Annotated in this window: 15 protein-coding genes; 11 read left to right on the top strand and 4 right to left on the bottom strand. The window is 58.6% G+C overall.

The annotated features are described in order from the left end of the window. The first annotated feature begins 20 nt into the window (after window positions 1-20). From ABOK31_RS09930 to ABOK31_RS09910, 5 genes are all read left to right on the top strand, one after another. Window positions 21-1,781, top strand: a complete 1,761-nt coding sequence (locus ABOK31_RS09930; RefSeq protein WP_349958814.1) for an ABC transporter permease subunit — start codon at window positions 21-23, stop codon at window positions 1,779-1,781. A 21-nt stretch (window positions 1,782-1,802) separates the two neighbouring features. Next, a complete protein-coding gene (locus tag ABOK31_RS09925) occupies window positions 1,803-3,134 on the top strand; it encodes a nitrate/sulfonate/bicarbonate ABC transporter ATP-binding protein (protein WP_174180111.1) in 1,332 nt (443 codons plus the stop codon). A 176-nt stretch (window positions 3,135-3,310) separates the two neighbouring features. Beyond that, window positions 3,311-3,670: a hypothetical protein gene (locus ABOK31_RS09920; protein WP_349958812.1), complete on the top strand. Its 360-nt coding sequence runs from the start codon at window positions 3,311-3,313 to the stop codon at window positions 3,668-3,670. A gap of 208 nt (window positions 3,671-3,878) precedes the next feature. Next, window positions 3,879-4,943, top strand: coding sequence for an ATP-binding protein (locus tag ABOK31_RS09915; RefSeq protein ID WP_174180107.1), 1,065 nt, complete (start codon window positions 3,879-3,881; stop codon window positions 4,941-4,943). 3 nt (window positions 4,944-4,946) lie between these two features. Then, window positions 4,947-5,597: a response regulator transcription factor gene (locus ABOK31_RS09910; protein ID WP_349958811.1), complete on the top strand. Its 651-nt coding sequence runs from the start codon at window positions 4,947-4,949 to the stop codon at window positions 5,595-5,597. Between the two features lie 69 nt (window positions 5,598-5,666). On the opposite strand, the gene ABOK31_RS09905 is transcribed toward ABOK31_RS09910, so the two are convergent. The 3 genes from ABOK31_RS09905 to ABOK31_RS09895 all read right to left on the bottom strand — a co-directional run bounded on the left by ABOK31_RS09905 (window position 5,667) and on the right by ABOK31_RS09895 (window position 7,606). Continuing rightward, window positions 5,667-6,062, bottom strand: coding sequence for a DUF4440 domain-containing protein (locus tag ABOK31_RS09905; protein WP_349958810.1), 396 nt, complete (start codon window positions 6,060-6,062; stop codon window positions 5,667-5,669). A gap of 46 nt (window positions 6,063-6,108) precedes the next feature. After that, the gene (locus ABOK31_RS09900; protein WP_234910122.1) at window positions 6,109-6,633 is read right to left on the bottom strand and encodes a hypothetical protein; all 525 of its coding nucleotides are present in this window, start codon (window positions 6,631-6,633) and stop codon (window positions 6,109-6,111) included. Window positions 6,634-6,817: 184 nt separating this feature from the next. Next, window positions 6,818-7,606, bottom strand: a complete 789-nt coding sequence (locus ABOK31_RS09895) for a S24 family peptidase (protein ID WP_349958809.1) — start codon at window positions 7,604-7,606, stop codon at window positions 6,818-6,820. Window positions 7,607-7,967: 361 nt separating this feature from the next. Between ABOK31_RS09895 and ABOK31_RS09890 the strand changes: the two genes are divergently transcribed. The 4 genes from ABOK31_RS09890 to ABOK31_RS09875 all read left to right on the top strand — a co-directional run bounded on the left by ABOK31_RS09890 (window position 7,968) and on the right by ABOK31_RS09875 (window position 9,662). Further along, window positions 7,968-8,174, top strand: a complete 207-nt coding sequence (locus tag ABOK31_RS09890; protein WP_174180100.1) for a hypothetical protein — start codon at window positions 7,968-7,970, stop codon at window positions 8,172-8,174. A 92-nt stretch (window positions 8,175-8,266) separates the two neighbouring features. Further along, window positions 8,267-8,551 (top strand): hypothetical protein, encoded by a 285-nt coding sequence (locus ABOK31_RS09885; RefSeq protein ID WP_349958808.1) that lies wholly within the window; start codon window positions 8,267-8,269, stop codon window positions 8,549-8,551. A 54-nt stretch (window positions 8,552-8,605) separates the two neighbouring features. Then, window positions 8,606-9,022, top strand: coding sequence for a hypothetical protein (locus tag ABOK31_RS09880; protein WP_174180096.1), 417 nt, complete (start codon window positions 8,606-8,608; stop codon window positions 9,020-9,022). Beyond that, the gene (locus ABOK31_RS09875) at window positions 8,997-9,662 is read left to right on the top strand and encodes a DUF6362 family protein (protein WP_349958807.1); all 666 of its coding nucleotides are present in this window, start codon (window positions 8,997-8,999) and stop codon (window positions 9,660-9,662) included. The genes ABOK31_RS09880 and ABOK31_RS09875 overlap by 26 nt, the downstream gene beginning before the upstream one ends. Window positions 9,663-9,723: 61 nt before the next feature. Here the strand turns inward: ABOK31_RS09875 and ABOK31_RS09870 are convergent, their stop codons facing one another. Next, window positions 9,724-10,422, bottom strand: a complete 699-nt coding sequence (locus tag ABOK31_RS09870; RefSeq protein ID WP_349958916.1) for a 50S ribosomal protein L11 methyltransferase — start codon at window positions 10,420-10,422, stop codon at window positions 9,724-9,726. A gap of 549 nt (window positions 10,423-10,971) precedes the next feature. On the opposite strand from ABOK31_RS09870, the gene ABOK31_RS09865 reads away from it, so the two are divergent. Both ABOK31_RS09865 and terL read left to right on the top strand, forming a co-directional pair. Next, window positions 10,972-11,319 carry a hypothetical protein gene (locus ABOK31_RS09865; protein WP_349958805.1) on the top strand — a complete coding sequence of 116 codons (348 nt, stop codon included), beginning with the start codon at window positions 10,972-10,974 and terminating at the stop codon, window positions 11,317-11,319. Continuing rightward, the gene (terL, locus tag ABOK31_RS09860; protein WP_349958803.1) at window positions 11,276-12,760 is read left to right on the top strand and encodes a phage terminase large subunit; all 1,485 of its coding nucleotides are present in this window, start codon (window positions 11,276-11,278) and stop codon (window positions 12,758-12,760) included. The genes ABOK31_RS09865 and terL overlap by 44 nt, the downstream gene beginning before the upstream one ends. Window positions 12,761-12,788 lie beyond the last annotated feature (28 nt).

Below are 12,788 nucleotides of genomic sequence, written 5' to 3'. Positions count from 1 at the left end.
TGTTCCCAAAGGGTTATGACATGGTTTTCCTTGCTAACGATCGACGCGAGCGTAGTGCCGTTGCTGCGTTGGCCGGTGCACGTATTCTGCCGAATGGCTATGATCTCGCCGCATTCGCCTTCATTGCAGCTGCCGCCTATCTGACACTTCACGGCGTCGCGGAGATGCGGGCGCCGCTCGCCGGTCTATCCACGGCACCGCTGTCGCTCGACCCGGCCTATCTGCCCGAATATGCGCTGCGCACAACCCTGCGCATGATGGCAGCCATCGTTGCCTCCCTTATCTTCACCTTCATCGTCGCGACGCTTGCCGCAAAGAGCCGCCGCGCCGAGAAGATCATCATTCCGGCTCTCGACATTCTGCAATCGGTGCCGGTGCTCGGCTTTCTGACCTTCACCGTCACCTTCTTCATGGGGCTTTTCCCCGGAAGCCAGCTTGGTGCGGAATGCGCTTCGATCTTTGCGATCTTCACCAGCCAGGCATGGAATATGGCCTTCTCCTTCTATCAGTCGCTACGGACGGTTCCGCGCGATCTTGATGAGGTCAGCCGCGGTTTCGGCCTGTCGAGCTGGCAGCGCTTCTGGCGGCTGGAGGCTCCCTTTGCGGCACCCGGTCTCGTTTGGAATACGATGATGTCGATGTCCGGCGGCTGGTTCTTCGTGGTTGCATCCGAGGCGATCACGGTGGGCAATACCACCGTGCAGCTCCCGGGGCTTGGCTCCTGGCTGGCAGTTGCCATCGACAAACAGGATTTCGCCGCTGTAAGCTGGGCAGTGCTCGCCATGGCGGTCGTCATCCTCCTGTACGATCAGCTGCTTTTCCGCCCGATCGTCGCCTGGGCAGACAAGTTTCGCTTCGAGCAGACGGCCGGACAGCAGAAGCCGCGCTCCTGGGTCTATTCGCTGATCCGTCGTACGCGCCTCCTGAAGTACGTGACCACACCTTTGGCTGCCGTATGGGATCGACTGATGCTCGTGCGGCTGTTGCCAATGTCGCGTGCAGCCGCAAAGGAGCGAGGCGGGCGGCGTGCCGTCAGCTGGGCTATCGACATTGCCTGGTATGCGCTGATCGCTGTCGTCGGTGCCTGGAGCGTCTGGGATGCGGTTTCTTATCTCAGCCAGACGCTCTCCTGGGGCGATGTCTGGATCGCTTTTGCCGGTGGGTTCGTGACGCTCATTCGCGTTGTCGTTCTTATTGCGGTCGCCAGTGTTATCTGGGTTCCGATCGGCGTCTGGATCGGTCTGCGTCCCGCTGCCGCGGAGCGCGTCCAGCCTCTGGCGCAGTTCCTGGCGGCCTTTCCGGCAAACGTGCTCTTTCCCGTTGCGGTGGTTGCCATCGTTGCGACAGGCGCCAGCCCGAACATCTGGCTGTCGCCGCTGATGGTACTCGGGACACAATGGTACATCCTGTTCAACGTCATCGCCGGTGCGAGCGCATTTCCCACTGATCTGCGGGAAGCATCGTCGGTCTACCGGTTGCGCTCATGGACCTGGTGGCGGCGTGTGATGCTGCCTGGAATCTTTCCCTACTACATCACGGGAGCATTGACGGCTTCCGGCGGCTCCTGGAATGCGAGCATCGTCGCTGAACTGGCGAGCTGGGGAAACACGAAACTCGAAGCCTTCGGGCTTGGATCATACATCGCCAAAGCGACGGAAGCGGGTGACTTTCCGCGGGTCATCCTTGGTATTGTCGTCATGTCGATCTTCGTCACGCTCTTCAACAGAACACTCTGGCGGCCGCTTTATGTCTTCGCCGAACGCCGCATGCGCCTCGATTAATTCAAGATCGGAGAACCGAATATGGAAAACGTTGTCATCTCCAAGAAGACCGATATTGCAAGGAATGCGCCGCTGGTTCTCGCCAAGCAGGTGTGCCAAGCCTACGACAAGGGGGCATCCGGCTCGCTCGTCGTGCTCGAAAATGTCGATCTTCAGCTCTATCCCAATGAAATTGTCGGCTTGCTCGGCCGTTCCGGCTCCGGCAAATCTACGCTGCTGCGTGCGATTGCCGGCCTGATCCGCCCGAGCAGAGGGGACATCACCTTCGAAGGCCGGCCGGTCGTCGGCCCCAACTCCGATGTTGCCGTGGTCTTCCAGAGCTTTGCGCTCTTTCCCTGGCTGACCGTGCTGCAGAACGTCGAACTGGGGCTGGAAGCTCAAGGCGTTGCAGCCTCGGAGCGACGCAAGCGCGCCCTTGCGGCCATCGACCTCATCGGTCTCGATGGGTTCGAAAGCGCCTATCCGAAGGAGCTGTCGGGCGGCATGCGCCAGCGTGTCGGTCTTGCCCGCGCGCTCGTCGTCCGTCCGAAGGTTCTGCTGATGGACGAACCCTTTTCGGCGCTCGACGTGCTGACGGCGGAAACGCTTCGCACCGATCTGCTTGATCTGTGGTGCGAGGGCCGGATGCCGATCGAGTCGGTCCTGATGGTGACCCACAATATCGAAGAAGCCGTGCTGATGTGTGATCGCATCCTGATCTTCGGATCGAATCCCGGCCGCGTCATCGCCGAGATCCATGTCGATCTGCCGCAGCCGCGCAACCGTCTCGATCCGGCCTTCCGTATGCTGGTGGAAGATATCTATGCACGGATGACGGTAAAGACTGGTGCGCCCACGCGCGAGGGCCTTTTCCCCGGCACAGGTATCGCCATGGCGCTGCCGCGCGTGTCGACCAACCTGATGTCAGGCCTAATAGAGACAGTCGCCGCCGAGCCCTATCGCGGGCAGGCCGACCTGCCGCCGCTGGCCACCCATCTGCATCTCGGCATCGATGACCTCTTTCCGGTTGCGGAAACGCTTCAGCTGCTGCGTTTCGCCGATCTGGAAGGGGGCGACATCAAGTTGACGGCGCAGGGCTTACGTTTCTCCGACAGCGACGTCGATGAACGCAAGAAACTCTTCGAACAGCATCTTGCGAGCTACGTGCCGCTGGCTGCCCATATTCGTCGCGTACTCGACGAGCGGCCGACGCATCGTGCGCCCGCACGACGCTTCCGCGACGAGCTGGAGGATTACATGTCCGAGGATTATGCCGAAATCACGCTCAAGGCCGTTACAAACTGGGCGCGCTATGCGGAATATTTCGCCTATGACGAAAACGCCGATTTGTTCACGTTGGAGAACCCAAGTTGAGACCTTCAGCTGGAACGAATGTGAAAGGGTCGCCGCCGGCTGAGGCGGCGACCAGCCTCCTTGCATTTCTGGATTTGATAGGCCGCCGAGGCAGGACGTAGCGCATGAAATCCATCGGATCGCCAGCTTTGGCGATCTGGGATCGCGCAGCCTGTCCGGCTGCGGGATGGATTGACATGCCCAGAGACAACGAAGAACTCGGTCGCTTCCTGGAAGCGCTCAGCAGGAACAAGTCAAATGGGGCAGAGAAGGGAAAGCGGCGCCGTTCCCAGACGCGCTTCAGCGCACGGACAGCACGGCTGAAGGATCTCATCGGTCTGGCATACATGATGGCGCTTCTCTGGGGTGCACATTGGCTCATGCGATCGGCGACACGCTTGTTCTTCAATGGATTTTTGTCTGCCAACAAGACACGCACGCTGCTCCGCTGGGCAGCTCGCCTCAACAGGGCGAGTCTCGCCACTCTCCGGCGTAGCCAGCGCCGGCGTCTCGCCAGCCGCTATGCCGGAAACGACAACGATGACCGCCGTGCTTGATCAGGCCGCAGTCTCCTTGAGTGCAGCACCGGTATCTGGCGCTGTTTGCAATGGCTGGGTGCGTGCGAGCCTAAGCTCTCGTCAGCTGCGGGGAATGTTATACGAGAGGCAGGCCAAGGAATGCGGCTGTTGTCTTGAGGCTCAGGGTCAGGCAGTTTGCAGCTTCTGCACGCAACGCTGTGGGAACGCTGATGCAGGGATGCAAGGGATGAGGCGCGAATTTCTGAAGTATCTTTTCGAAATGCCCCTGCTTTGGCTCGGCATTGCGATCCTCGCCGGTCTCATTTTCATCGGCGATACCGTCACGGATCTGGAGATCGCCTTTGCCGTTCTCTATGTTTCGGTGATTCTGCTGGCGGTCTATTCCGGTCGAACCGGGGCTATCGCGATGGTCGGGATTGCATGTGCCGCTCTGACCGTCATCAGCTATTTTTTGACGAGCCACGGCGCTTCGCAGGCCGGCCTGATCAATAGTACACTTAGTCTGGTCGCGATCGGTGCGACCACCTACCTGGCAATCAGGATCGAAATGCTCGACGCCAGGGCGAGGCAGGCACAATCGGAGCTCGCGCGTATGTCGCGTCTCATGATCGTGGGTGAGTTGGGTACATCGATAGCCCACGAAGTCAGCCAGCCGATCACGGCAATTGCCGCCAATGGCAATGCCGCGCTTCGATGGCTTTCTGCAACACCGGCCGATCACGACGAAGCTCGCCGCGCCATCGAGCGAATTGTAGCGGATGCCGGGCGAGCAGGGGATGTCATCGGCCGCGTCCGCAGGCTCGTGGCGCGCTCGTCGCCGTCTAGCGACGCGATCGATCTGGTCGAGGCGATCAATGATGTACTGGAACTCGTGCGCAGCGAGATCCGTCGGAATCAGATCCTATTTCGCACCGAATTGGCGGGCGATCTGCCATTGGTGGCTGGTGATCGTGTTCAGCTTCAACAGGTGATCCTCAATCTCATCATGAATGCGATCGAAGCTCTGGCGGAGGTCGATGCGGAAACCCGCGAGCTGCTCGTCAGCGCCGCGGCAGACGAACGGAAAGTGACCGTCAGCGTGCGTGATACCGGTGGCGGCATGCCGGCCGAAATGCTCGACAGCATATTCGAAGCCTTTTACACGACCAAACCGAAGGGCATGGGAATGGGGCTTGCTATCAGCCGGTCCATTATCGAGGCACATGGTGGGACCATCTATGCGGCGCCGAACTTTCCGCACGGAGCCGTCTTCGGTTTCACCTTGCCGCTCGGCGGAAAGGCAAAGGGGTAGGGAATGCAGGGACAGCAGTCGACCGTTTTCGTAATCGACGACGATCCATCCGTGCGCGATGGACTGGACAGCCTCCTGCGCTCCGTTGGCTATGATACGCGTGGCTTTGCATTGCCGCGGGATTTCTTGGTGTCTCCCGGGCCTCAAGGGCCAGCCTGCATCGTGCTGGATGTTAGGATGCCGGATGCGAGCGGTCTTGATTTTCAGGATGAACTTGCGCGGATGGGATATCCGATCCCGATCATTTTCCTCACCGGACACGGCGATGTGCCGATGTCCGTCAGGGCGATGAAAGCGGGCGCGGTTGAGTTTCTTCTAAAGCCGTTCCGGGAGCAGGATCTGCTCGATGCGATCAGGCAGGCGCTTGAAATCGATCGCGCCCGGCTGCGCAAACAGGCGGCGGAGGTCGACCTTCTCGAGCGGTTTTCAACGCTCACACCGCGCGAACGCGAGGTGATGGCGCTCGTCGCGCGAGGCCTCCTCAACAAGCAGATCGCCGCCGAGATCGGCCTCAGCGAAATCACCGTGAAGGTCCATCGCGGTCAGGCCATGCGCAAGATGCGGGCTGATTCCGTCGCCGACCTCATCCGTATGGCAGATAGCTTGGGGTTGACAGATGGTAAAGCCAACGATGCAGCGCCTGGGCTCCGCTAATCTTACCGCGTTTGTCCCTATCGCAAGGATTTCATGGCTCGCAAGTGCGGTGCCGCCTGCGTCATCGGTTCAGCCTTGCGGAGTGGTGAGCGTTCCCTGATGAAAGAGCATCTGCCATCGTCCATCGATACGCTGCCAGATCGAGCTCCTTAGAGTGTGTCGCTCCAAGCCCTTCTCTCCAGCCTGTCGGATGCTTCGATAGGTGACGAGGACGGCATCCGGCGAGATCGGTCGGAAGGCATAGTCGCGTGAAATAATTGATGGAGAGGCTTCTTCCGTCTTTTCTGCAGCCAGGCGGGCGATTAGCTCATTCCTATCGTCATAGACCGTTCCGGAACTTCCGAATTCAACGAAGCCTTCCGCCAGCAGTTCTGCCACGCTCGCCGGCGATTGCCGGATTTCAGGGAGATGCAGCTTCTGCTCAAGTAGGCGGATCTCTTCAAGCTCGTATTGGGAGATATCCATAGTTCAGCGCCCTCCATTGAGTGTTGGTGCTCGGCTGCAATGGGCTTCAATGTGTTGGTGCGAGCATCTCCAGGTTCTTTTCCTGCCTGATTTTGTGGCTCTGGTCATGGTCGGCTTCCCGGGATTGTTCCAATTCAATGGCGAAAAGTTCGGCGGCATGACGGCCTGCCTGCGTCCCGTCGTCTTCGATGACTGCGGCTATTCGCCGAAACAATTCCGACTCGAAGCCACCTACATTGTTCGAGGCATTCGGCCGCGCCAGTCGCGCACCGCCATCCAATCTGATTGCGGATACGTAGAACTCGTCTTCGTAATCGGCTCCCGCCGATCTTAATTCAGCGCGCCCGTATAATAGCAATCCGGTTTCCCAACGATCGCATAGGCGGATGCTGAGTTCATCGAACGAATATTCGCAGGAAAATTCCGGAGCGTACACTGTCATTCCCCCCATCTTGACCCCTATCTTGGCAATGCCGGTGTCCCTCAAGGCATCTGCCCGAGCGATGATGAAAGCATTCGACTTCTCGGCATGAATGACATTCTCCCTTCGACGGCTTAGCAGCCTTTTCAATCGTTGCGCCTGGCACGTCCGGTTTCGCTGACTTCGGGCTGGATTTTGCGCTGCCCGGGCTCATTCCATTCAGGGCCAATGGCTCTTATCGATGAGATTGGCATTCAACATGATATATGTCAACATTATTTATGTTTGTTTGTGTGCCTGGAACACCAAAGGTGTTTGTATCCCATATTGCTTTCTATTTGCGGGCAATGTGACCGCAGATTCGGCCAATAATGGTCAGTCGATCCAGTTCGACGGTGAAGGTCTCTAGCGCTGGATTATCGGAAATGATCTTGACCTGGCCCGGATGGGTGAAGGGAACTCGCTGCAGGCGCTTGATCTGCGGTTCGGTATAGCCATCGCTGATCGCGTAAACCGTATCGGTGGTCATTTGGTTCTGCGAGAGATCGACGATGACGCGATCGCCCGGCATGTAGGTGGGCTGCATGGAATCGCCGACGACTTCCATGATAATCGTATGGTTCGGCGAAGCTTTCGCCTCGTTTCGCAGATAGCCGGTGGGGATGAGCCATTCCGCGACGATCTTGTGTCCGGCCACATTGCCAGCGCCAACGGGGAGATTGATGACTTCGCCGACTATGCCGCTACCGGCGCCAAGTTTGACGTCCACTTCCGGTGTTGCGCCTTCGATCTGCGGCTTCCAGTGTTCGCGGCTGTAGCTGAGTTCGTCGCCGCTCTCGGCAAATCCATCCTGATCCTGCTCGTCGGGGTCGAATGACATGACGATGTTCGCTGTCGAGCGCGCGGCTTTGCGTAGGCCTTCACCAGTCAGCAGATAGGCGGCTGTCGTGCCGAATTTCTTGGCATAGCGATTGGCGACTTCGGCGCTGAATTCGTTCTGACCATTTTCGTGTGCGCGATAGGTGGACAGGCTCACGCCCAGCGCTTCTGCCGCCTTCGTGGCTGATGGATAACTTGCGGCTTCGCGGGCCGCTCTTAGTCGTTCGCCCATGGATTTCTGCATCTCTAGACCCTTGCAAAATTTCCGACATAAATCATGTTGACATCGTCATTATTATCAACATAATTCGTGTCTATCAAGCGGGCGGCGGCATAATCCGCAGCTTGGCTGTCAAAGGGATCAACGCTGCATATGGCAGGTGATGTTTTGGGGATGAAGGCATGGTCACAGGCAGTAGGAGGAGAACGGCAGCTTTTCGCACAGGATATTTCGATCGCTTCTGGGGATGCCCTGGCTGCCTCCGAATTCTGTCGATCGCAGAGATTATCGAGCTGCATTGCGAGGCTTGTGATGCAGCCGTCGAGCCGGTGGAGATGGCAGAGGCGAAGTCCGCAATGCAAGCAACCGAGTAGGAGACATTGTCATGATCGAAATGCTTCAGGGCCTTCTCGCTTGCACCGGCGCCGCATTGTTTTTCGTCGCCATGGTGATCGCGGTGAAGTCGGTTATTTCGAAGTCGCCAATGCCATCCCGCGAGGATGAAGATTCCGGTGCTCCGGAGGGAGATCAATTTCACTTCCGCATCGTTGAAGACCCATGCTCGAGCTCAGGTAGCCGGCACGACCGATGAAACTTCGCAGGCGGCAGGCGAGCACTGAAACATAAAAATCCAATCGGAAACTCTACAGATAGACCTGGCCGAGCGAGCCGGGGGAGGTTGATATGAACGCATTTCAAATCGGAACAGAAGCCATTCCCGGCGGCCATCTCGGCTGGATTCGCAAGGTTCACCGGGCGACAAACGAGATCCTCCGGGATAGTCGGGGTGAACCGATCGTCTTTGCGACGCAGGATGCGGCAAAGGCTGCGGCCGGCGAGGCGATGGTCGCTTATCTCAATACGCCGATGCTGCGTGACGGAGCACGGGTCGAGGCCCTTTCCAAGGCGGAAGCCTTCTTCAAGCCCAAACCGGCGAACATTGCCGGTGCGACCAAAGGCGTCATGTGATCCCACGGGAATGGATGAGGCATCAAATTCACCAACGAAAGGAGTTAAACTGTCATGACCAAAGGCAGGCTAGACCTTCTTCTCGATGGGCTCGGCATCAAGCTGGTTCCTGTCCATCGGCGTCGGGCGCCCGCGGAGAGCCATGCGCGCGGTACGATGCAGGAAATCCGAGGTCGCTATGGCGATGGCCATCTGGTCTTCGTTCTGAGGTGTATCCGGCAGACTGGAGGCAATCGCGACGAGCTCTGGTCCGACACGATCGGCGCGATCTCCGATGTCCTTGCACAACGCCAGGATTGGGCGCTGCAGCGTCCAGGCGATCTCTTAGGCGCCTTCGACGATATCGCGCTCGCGACATTGCGAACGGATGCGGTGGCGCGGCGACCTTGGCCCGTTCGGGCGACATTGCGCACGCTTATTTATCAGGAATTGGAGAAGCGACTTGATGCACCAGTCCGCCTTGCCGTTTGACGACCTGTCCCATCGCGCGGCCGAGATCGCCGACTTGAGCCTGATCATCCGTGCACGTTTCGTCGAGGCTGCAGACACGATGGTTCATCTCGATGTGCGCGGCGTCCGGCCTGACGGGATGCGAACGCTCTGGCCGGAGGTTTTGCCCGAATCGATGGATCATGCCGATATCCGCATTCGCTATCGTCCGAGTGCTGCGGCTATCAGCCGGGCAGAGGAGGTCTTGCAAGAATGGCTGCGCGTTCATGTCGGAGACGACGAGCGGCGTATCCTGCTTTCGCGATGGTCCATTTGCCTTGCCGCGCCTTATATTGCCGGTTCGTTTCGAGATTTCTGCGCTCGGACCGGACGCGTCCGGCGCACGGCCGAACGGCGCATTCAGAGCGAATTCCAGACGCTCGCCGGCGTGCTTCTCGCTGCCTCACCCATGCTACAGGAGCCGGATTGGTCGCGCATATCGCCGATGATGCCAAATGTGCCCGGCGGGCTCGATCGGGTAAAGCCTAAGGCGCCCAAACATGAAACACATTGGCTGCCGGATGATGCACGGCCCGTCTTCGATGCGGCAAGTTCTGAACTTGCCGAACTGGCTAAACGATTGGAGCGCGGGAACCGCCGGCGCGCCAGGATGAAAGTCTAGTCTCAGCGGCAATGCGGTCCGAACCCTCATTATCGCTAAATATCTCCGACCGGTGATATCTCTATTCGAAGGCAAAGACGCCGGCTGGGCCGGTCCTTGTTGTATCCTTGCCGAAATCCGAGACCGCGTATTCTGCGAGAAGCCGAAGCCGTGCCGTCGGCAGATGAGCGCGCCATGGATCGCCGATCAAAATCGTGATTCCTTGCGCCAGGCAGCGATCCAGAAATGCTATGACACTCTCCGCAAGTGCTGCGTCATAGAAAAGATCCCCGATGCATATGACGTCGACTTCAGGCGGCTCGCCTTTCGTCAAATCAGCGCGTATCGCATCGATCACTACGTGATTGAGTGTCGTATTGAGTTCGATTGCCGAGATTGCGTAGGGATCGACGTCGGCGGCATATACTTTCGCTGCGCCGGCCTTTGCTGCTGCAATCCCCACAATTCCTGAACCGGCGCCAAGATCAAGCACATGGCGACCGGCCACGCTTTCCGGCCTGTCGAGAAGATAACGGGCCAGGACCAGGCCTCCGCTCCAGTAGTGTGCCCAGTAGGGCGAGCCGAATTGTGGATCTCGTTCCGCGAGGCGCCGTAACCCGCTTTGTGGGTCTGCTTTATGCAGGTGAATATCCGGAATGCCGGGAACGGGCCGGACCGGGAGATTAGCGGTGATAAATGGCCGAACCCAGTCCTGGTCCACGGAATCAACCGATCCGCTGTTCGGCACTGTTCCTTGTCTACGCTTCGCCGGGATTCTCATCAAATGCATTGCTGTTCGCATGCAAAGCGCAGTTAGTGTCGGGGTGCGTCGTAGGGTCATGTGATCTGCTGCTATTTGGAGAAGGTGGGCGGCCATCGTTTCTGCCGTCGTCTCTCTCGCCGATAAAATGACAAGGATTTCATCGGCATAGCTCTCGTATTCATCACGGGGTCCCTCCGCATCTCGAATACCGATGGGGTCCCACTCCTGCAGGAGTACGGCGCGGATTTGATCAAGCGCCTCTCTCGACTGAATTCGATCGCGCATTTCTGGTATTTCAAAGCCAACGGGTGAGGATTGAGGACTATATCGTTCAATTCGTCGGACTGCAGGGTGCAATATTTTCCTGCGATTTCAATCTATTATTTGTAATGTCCGTCAAAGTCCTCATTCCTTGCGCGGTGGTCGGCCTTCAAGGGTGTCGCCAACTGGACCGTTTTGGGGTATCTATTTTGACATGATGAGAACAGTTGCAGCGACGCACTGACGATCGCAAGCGATGTTTCGAACCGCTTGTTTTCTTTCAAAATTCCATCGGAAATCTGAAGCATGACCAATGCCGACAAGCCGGTCGCGCCGCGCAAATCGCGTGCGCGCCGTCGCAAGGCCGTTTCCGCCGAAGACACGCCGCTTGATTACATGCTGAAAGTGATGCGTGACGATGAGGCGGATCAGAAGCGGCGCGATGAAATGGCAAAGATAGCGGCCTCCTATGTTCACCAGAAACCTAGCGAGCGCTCTGGCGCCGGGGCCAAGGGAGGCCGCGGCGTCACCATCGACTTAACCAATGCCACGGATGAGCAGCTTGCGATACTCGAATCCCTCTTCGGTCCGCTTGCCGGATCCGGCGACGATGATAGCAGCAATCCAGGGGGAGAAGGCGAGGCGGAGCGCTGAGCGCCAACGGATCGAGGGCGCCGCCCGGATTGCCTTGGATGCCGAACGAATTCGGGCCAACTGCCAATCGCTGACGGGATTCGTTCGGGAGGCCTGGCACGTTGTCGAGCCCTCCGTTGACTATGTTCATGGCTGGCATATCGATGCCATCTGCGAGCATCTTGAGGCAGTGACCACAGGTGAGATTATCCGGCTATTGATCAATGTCCCGCCGGGCACGATGAAATCGCTCCTATGCGGCGTCTTCTGGCCGGCATGGGAATGGGGGCCGAAAGGCAGATCGCAGCTGCGTTATCTCGGAGCCTCTTACTCGGAACATTATGCCAAGCGCGACAACAGGCGCATGCGCGATCTCGTCGCTTCCGAATGGTATCAGGCGCTGTGGAGCGATCGGGTCAAGCTGACGAGAACCGGCGAGATGGCTTTCGCCAATACCCGCACGGGTTCGCGTCAGGGTGTGCCGTTTTCGAGGTTGACCGGCGGTCGCGGCGATCGTGTCATCATCGACGATCCGCATTCAGTGGATGGGGCTGAATCCGAGGCAGAGCGTCTGTCTACCGTTCGGACATTTCGTGAATCCGTGCCGACGCGCCTCAACGATCCTCAGCGCTCGGCGATTGTCGTCGTCATGCAGCGGCTGCACGAGGCGGATGTATCCGGCACAATCCTGGCGCTCGGGCTCGGTTATGAGCACCTGATGCTGCCGATGGAATTCGAACCAGAGCGCCGTTGCCGCACGTCGATTGGATTTGTCGATCCGAGGACGGAGGAGGGCGAACTACTATTTCCGGAGCGTTTTCCTCGCGGGGTTGTCGAGCGAGACAAGGTCCCGCTTGGCTCCTATGCGGTCGCCGGCCAGTTCCAGCAACGGCCGGCGCCACGTTCCGGTGGTCTGTTTCAGCGCGGCGATTTCGAAATCGTCGAGGCGCTGCCTTCCGGTGCAAAGCGTTGCCGTGCATGGGATTTCGCCGCTTCGAAGGTGCGGCCTGGTCGCAAGCCTGACTGGACCGTTGGTTTGCGGATGGCTTTGGTCGGTGGTGTTTTCTATGTCGAAACCATTGCGCGCGGACGCTGGTCGCCCGCCGAGGTTGAGCGCAATCTCAAGAACGCGGCATCCCAGGACGGGCCGACGGTGACGATCCGGATGCCGCAGGACCCCGGCGCGGCCGGCAAGGCTGATGCGGAAACCAAGATCAAACTGCTCGCGGGTTTTCCTGTGAAAGCCATATCTCCGACCGGTGATAAGGCGACGCGCGCCAAGCCAGCATCGGCGCAGGCAGAGGCGGGAAACGTCAAGCTTCTGCGAGGAGACTGGAACGAGGCATTTCTCGATGAGGTCTGTGCCTTTCCGAATGGGCAGTTCGACGATCAGGTCGATGCGTTTGCCGATGCCTTGAACGAGCTCGCACTGAGTTCCTCTTTCAGCTTCACGAATTTCTAGGCTCGCTGGCGCGGGTCTTTCATCACAT

It is taken from the genome of Rhizobium sp. ZPR4 (assembly GCF_040215725.1).
GTDB lineage: Bacteria > Pseudomonadota > Alphaproteobacteria > Rhizobiales > Rhizobiaceae > Rhizobium > Rhizobium rhizogenes_D.
The sequence above is the reverse complement of the archived record's forward strand: the minus strand, read 5'-3'. Positions and strand labels throughout refer to the sequence as shown.

What these genes read in the sequence shown, in the direction of transcription:
- ABOK31_RS09920 (WP_349958812.1), top strand. Translation starts at nt 3,311, where the DNA reads ATGCCCAGAGACAACGAAGAACTCGGTCGCTTCCTGGAAGCGCTCAGC.
- terL (WP_349958803.1), top strand. Translation starts at nt 11,276, where the DNA reads ATGATAGCAGCAATCCAGGGGGAGAAGGCGAGGCGGAGCGCTGAGCGC.
- ABOK31_RS09930 (WP_349958814.1), top strand. Translation starts at nt 21, where the DNA reads ATGGTTTTCCTTGCTAACGATCGACGCGAGCGTAGTGCCGTTGCTGCG.
- ABOK31_RS09925 (WP_174180111.1), top strand. Translation starts at nt 1,803, where the DNA reads ATGGAAAACGTTGTCATCTCCAAGAAGACCGATATTGCAAGGAATGCG.
- ABOK31_RS09915 (WP_174180107.1), top strand. Translation starts at nt 3,879, where the DNA reads ATGAGGCGCGAATTTCTGAAGTATCTTTTCGAAATGCCCCTGCTTTGG.
- ABOK31_RS09890 (WP_174180100.1), top strand. Translation starts at nt 7,968, where the DNA reads ATGATCGAAATGCTTCAGGGCCTTCTCGCTTGCACCGGCGCCGCATTG.
- ABOK31_RS09875 (WP_349958807.1), top strand. Translation starts at nt 8,997, where the DNA reads ATGCACCAGTCCGCCTTGCCGTTTGACGACCTGTCCCATCGCGCGGCC.
- ABOK31_RS09885 (WP_349958808.1), top strand. Translation starts at nt 8,267, where the DNA reads ATGAACGCATTTCAAATCGGAACAGAAGCCATTCCCGGCGGCCATCTC.
- ABOK31_RS09865 (WP_349958805.1), top strand. Translation starts at nt 10,972, where the DNA reads ATGACCAATGCCGACAAGCCGGTCGCGCCGCGCAAATCGCGTGCGCGC.
- ABOK31_RS09895 (WP_349958809.1), bottom strand. Translation starts at nt 7,606, where the DNA reads ATGCAGAAATCCATGGGCGAACGACTAAGAGCGGCCCGCGAAGCCGCA.
- ABOK31_RS09880 (WP_174180096.1), top strand. Translation starts at nt 8,606, where the DNA reads ATGACCAAAGGCAGGCTAGACCTTCTTCTCGATGGGCTCGGCATCAAG.
- ABOK31_RS09910 (WP_349958811.1), top strand. Translation starts at nt 4,947, where the DNA reads ATGCAGGGACAGCAGTCGACCGTTTTCGTAATCGACGACGATCCATCC.
- ABOK31_RS09905 (WP_349958810.1), bottom strand. Translation starts at nt 6,062, where the DNA reads ATGGATATCTCCCAATACGAGCTTGAAGAGATCCGCCTACTTGAGCAG.
- ABOK31_RS09870 (WP_349958916.1), bottom strand. Translation starts at nt 10,422, where the DNA reads ATGAGAATCCCGGCGAAGCGTAGACAAGGAACAGTGCCGAACAGCGGA.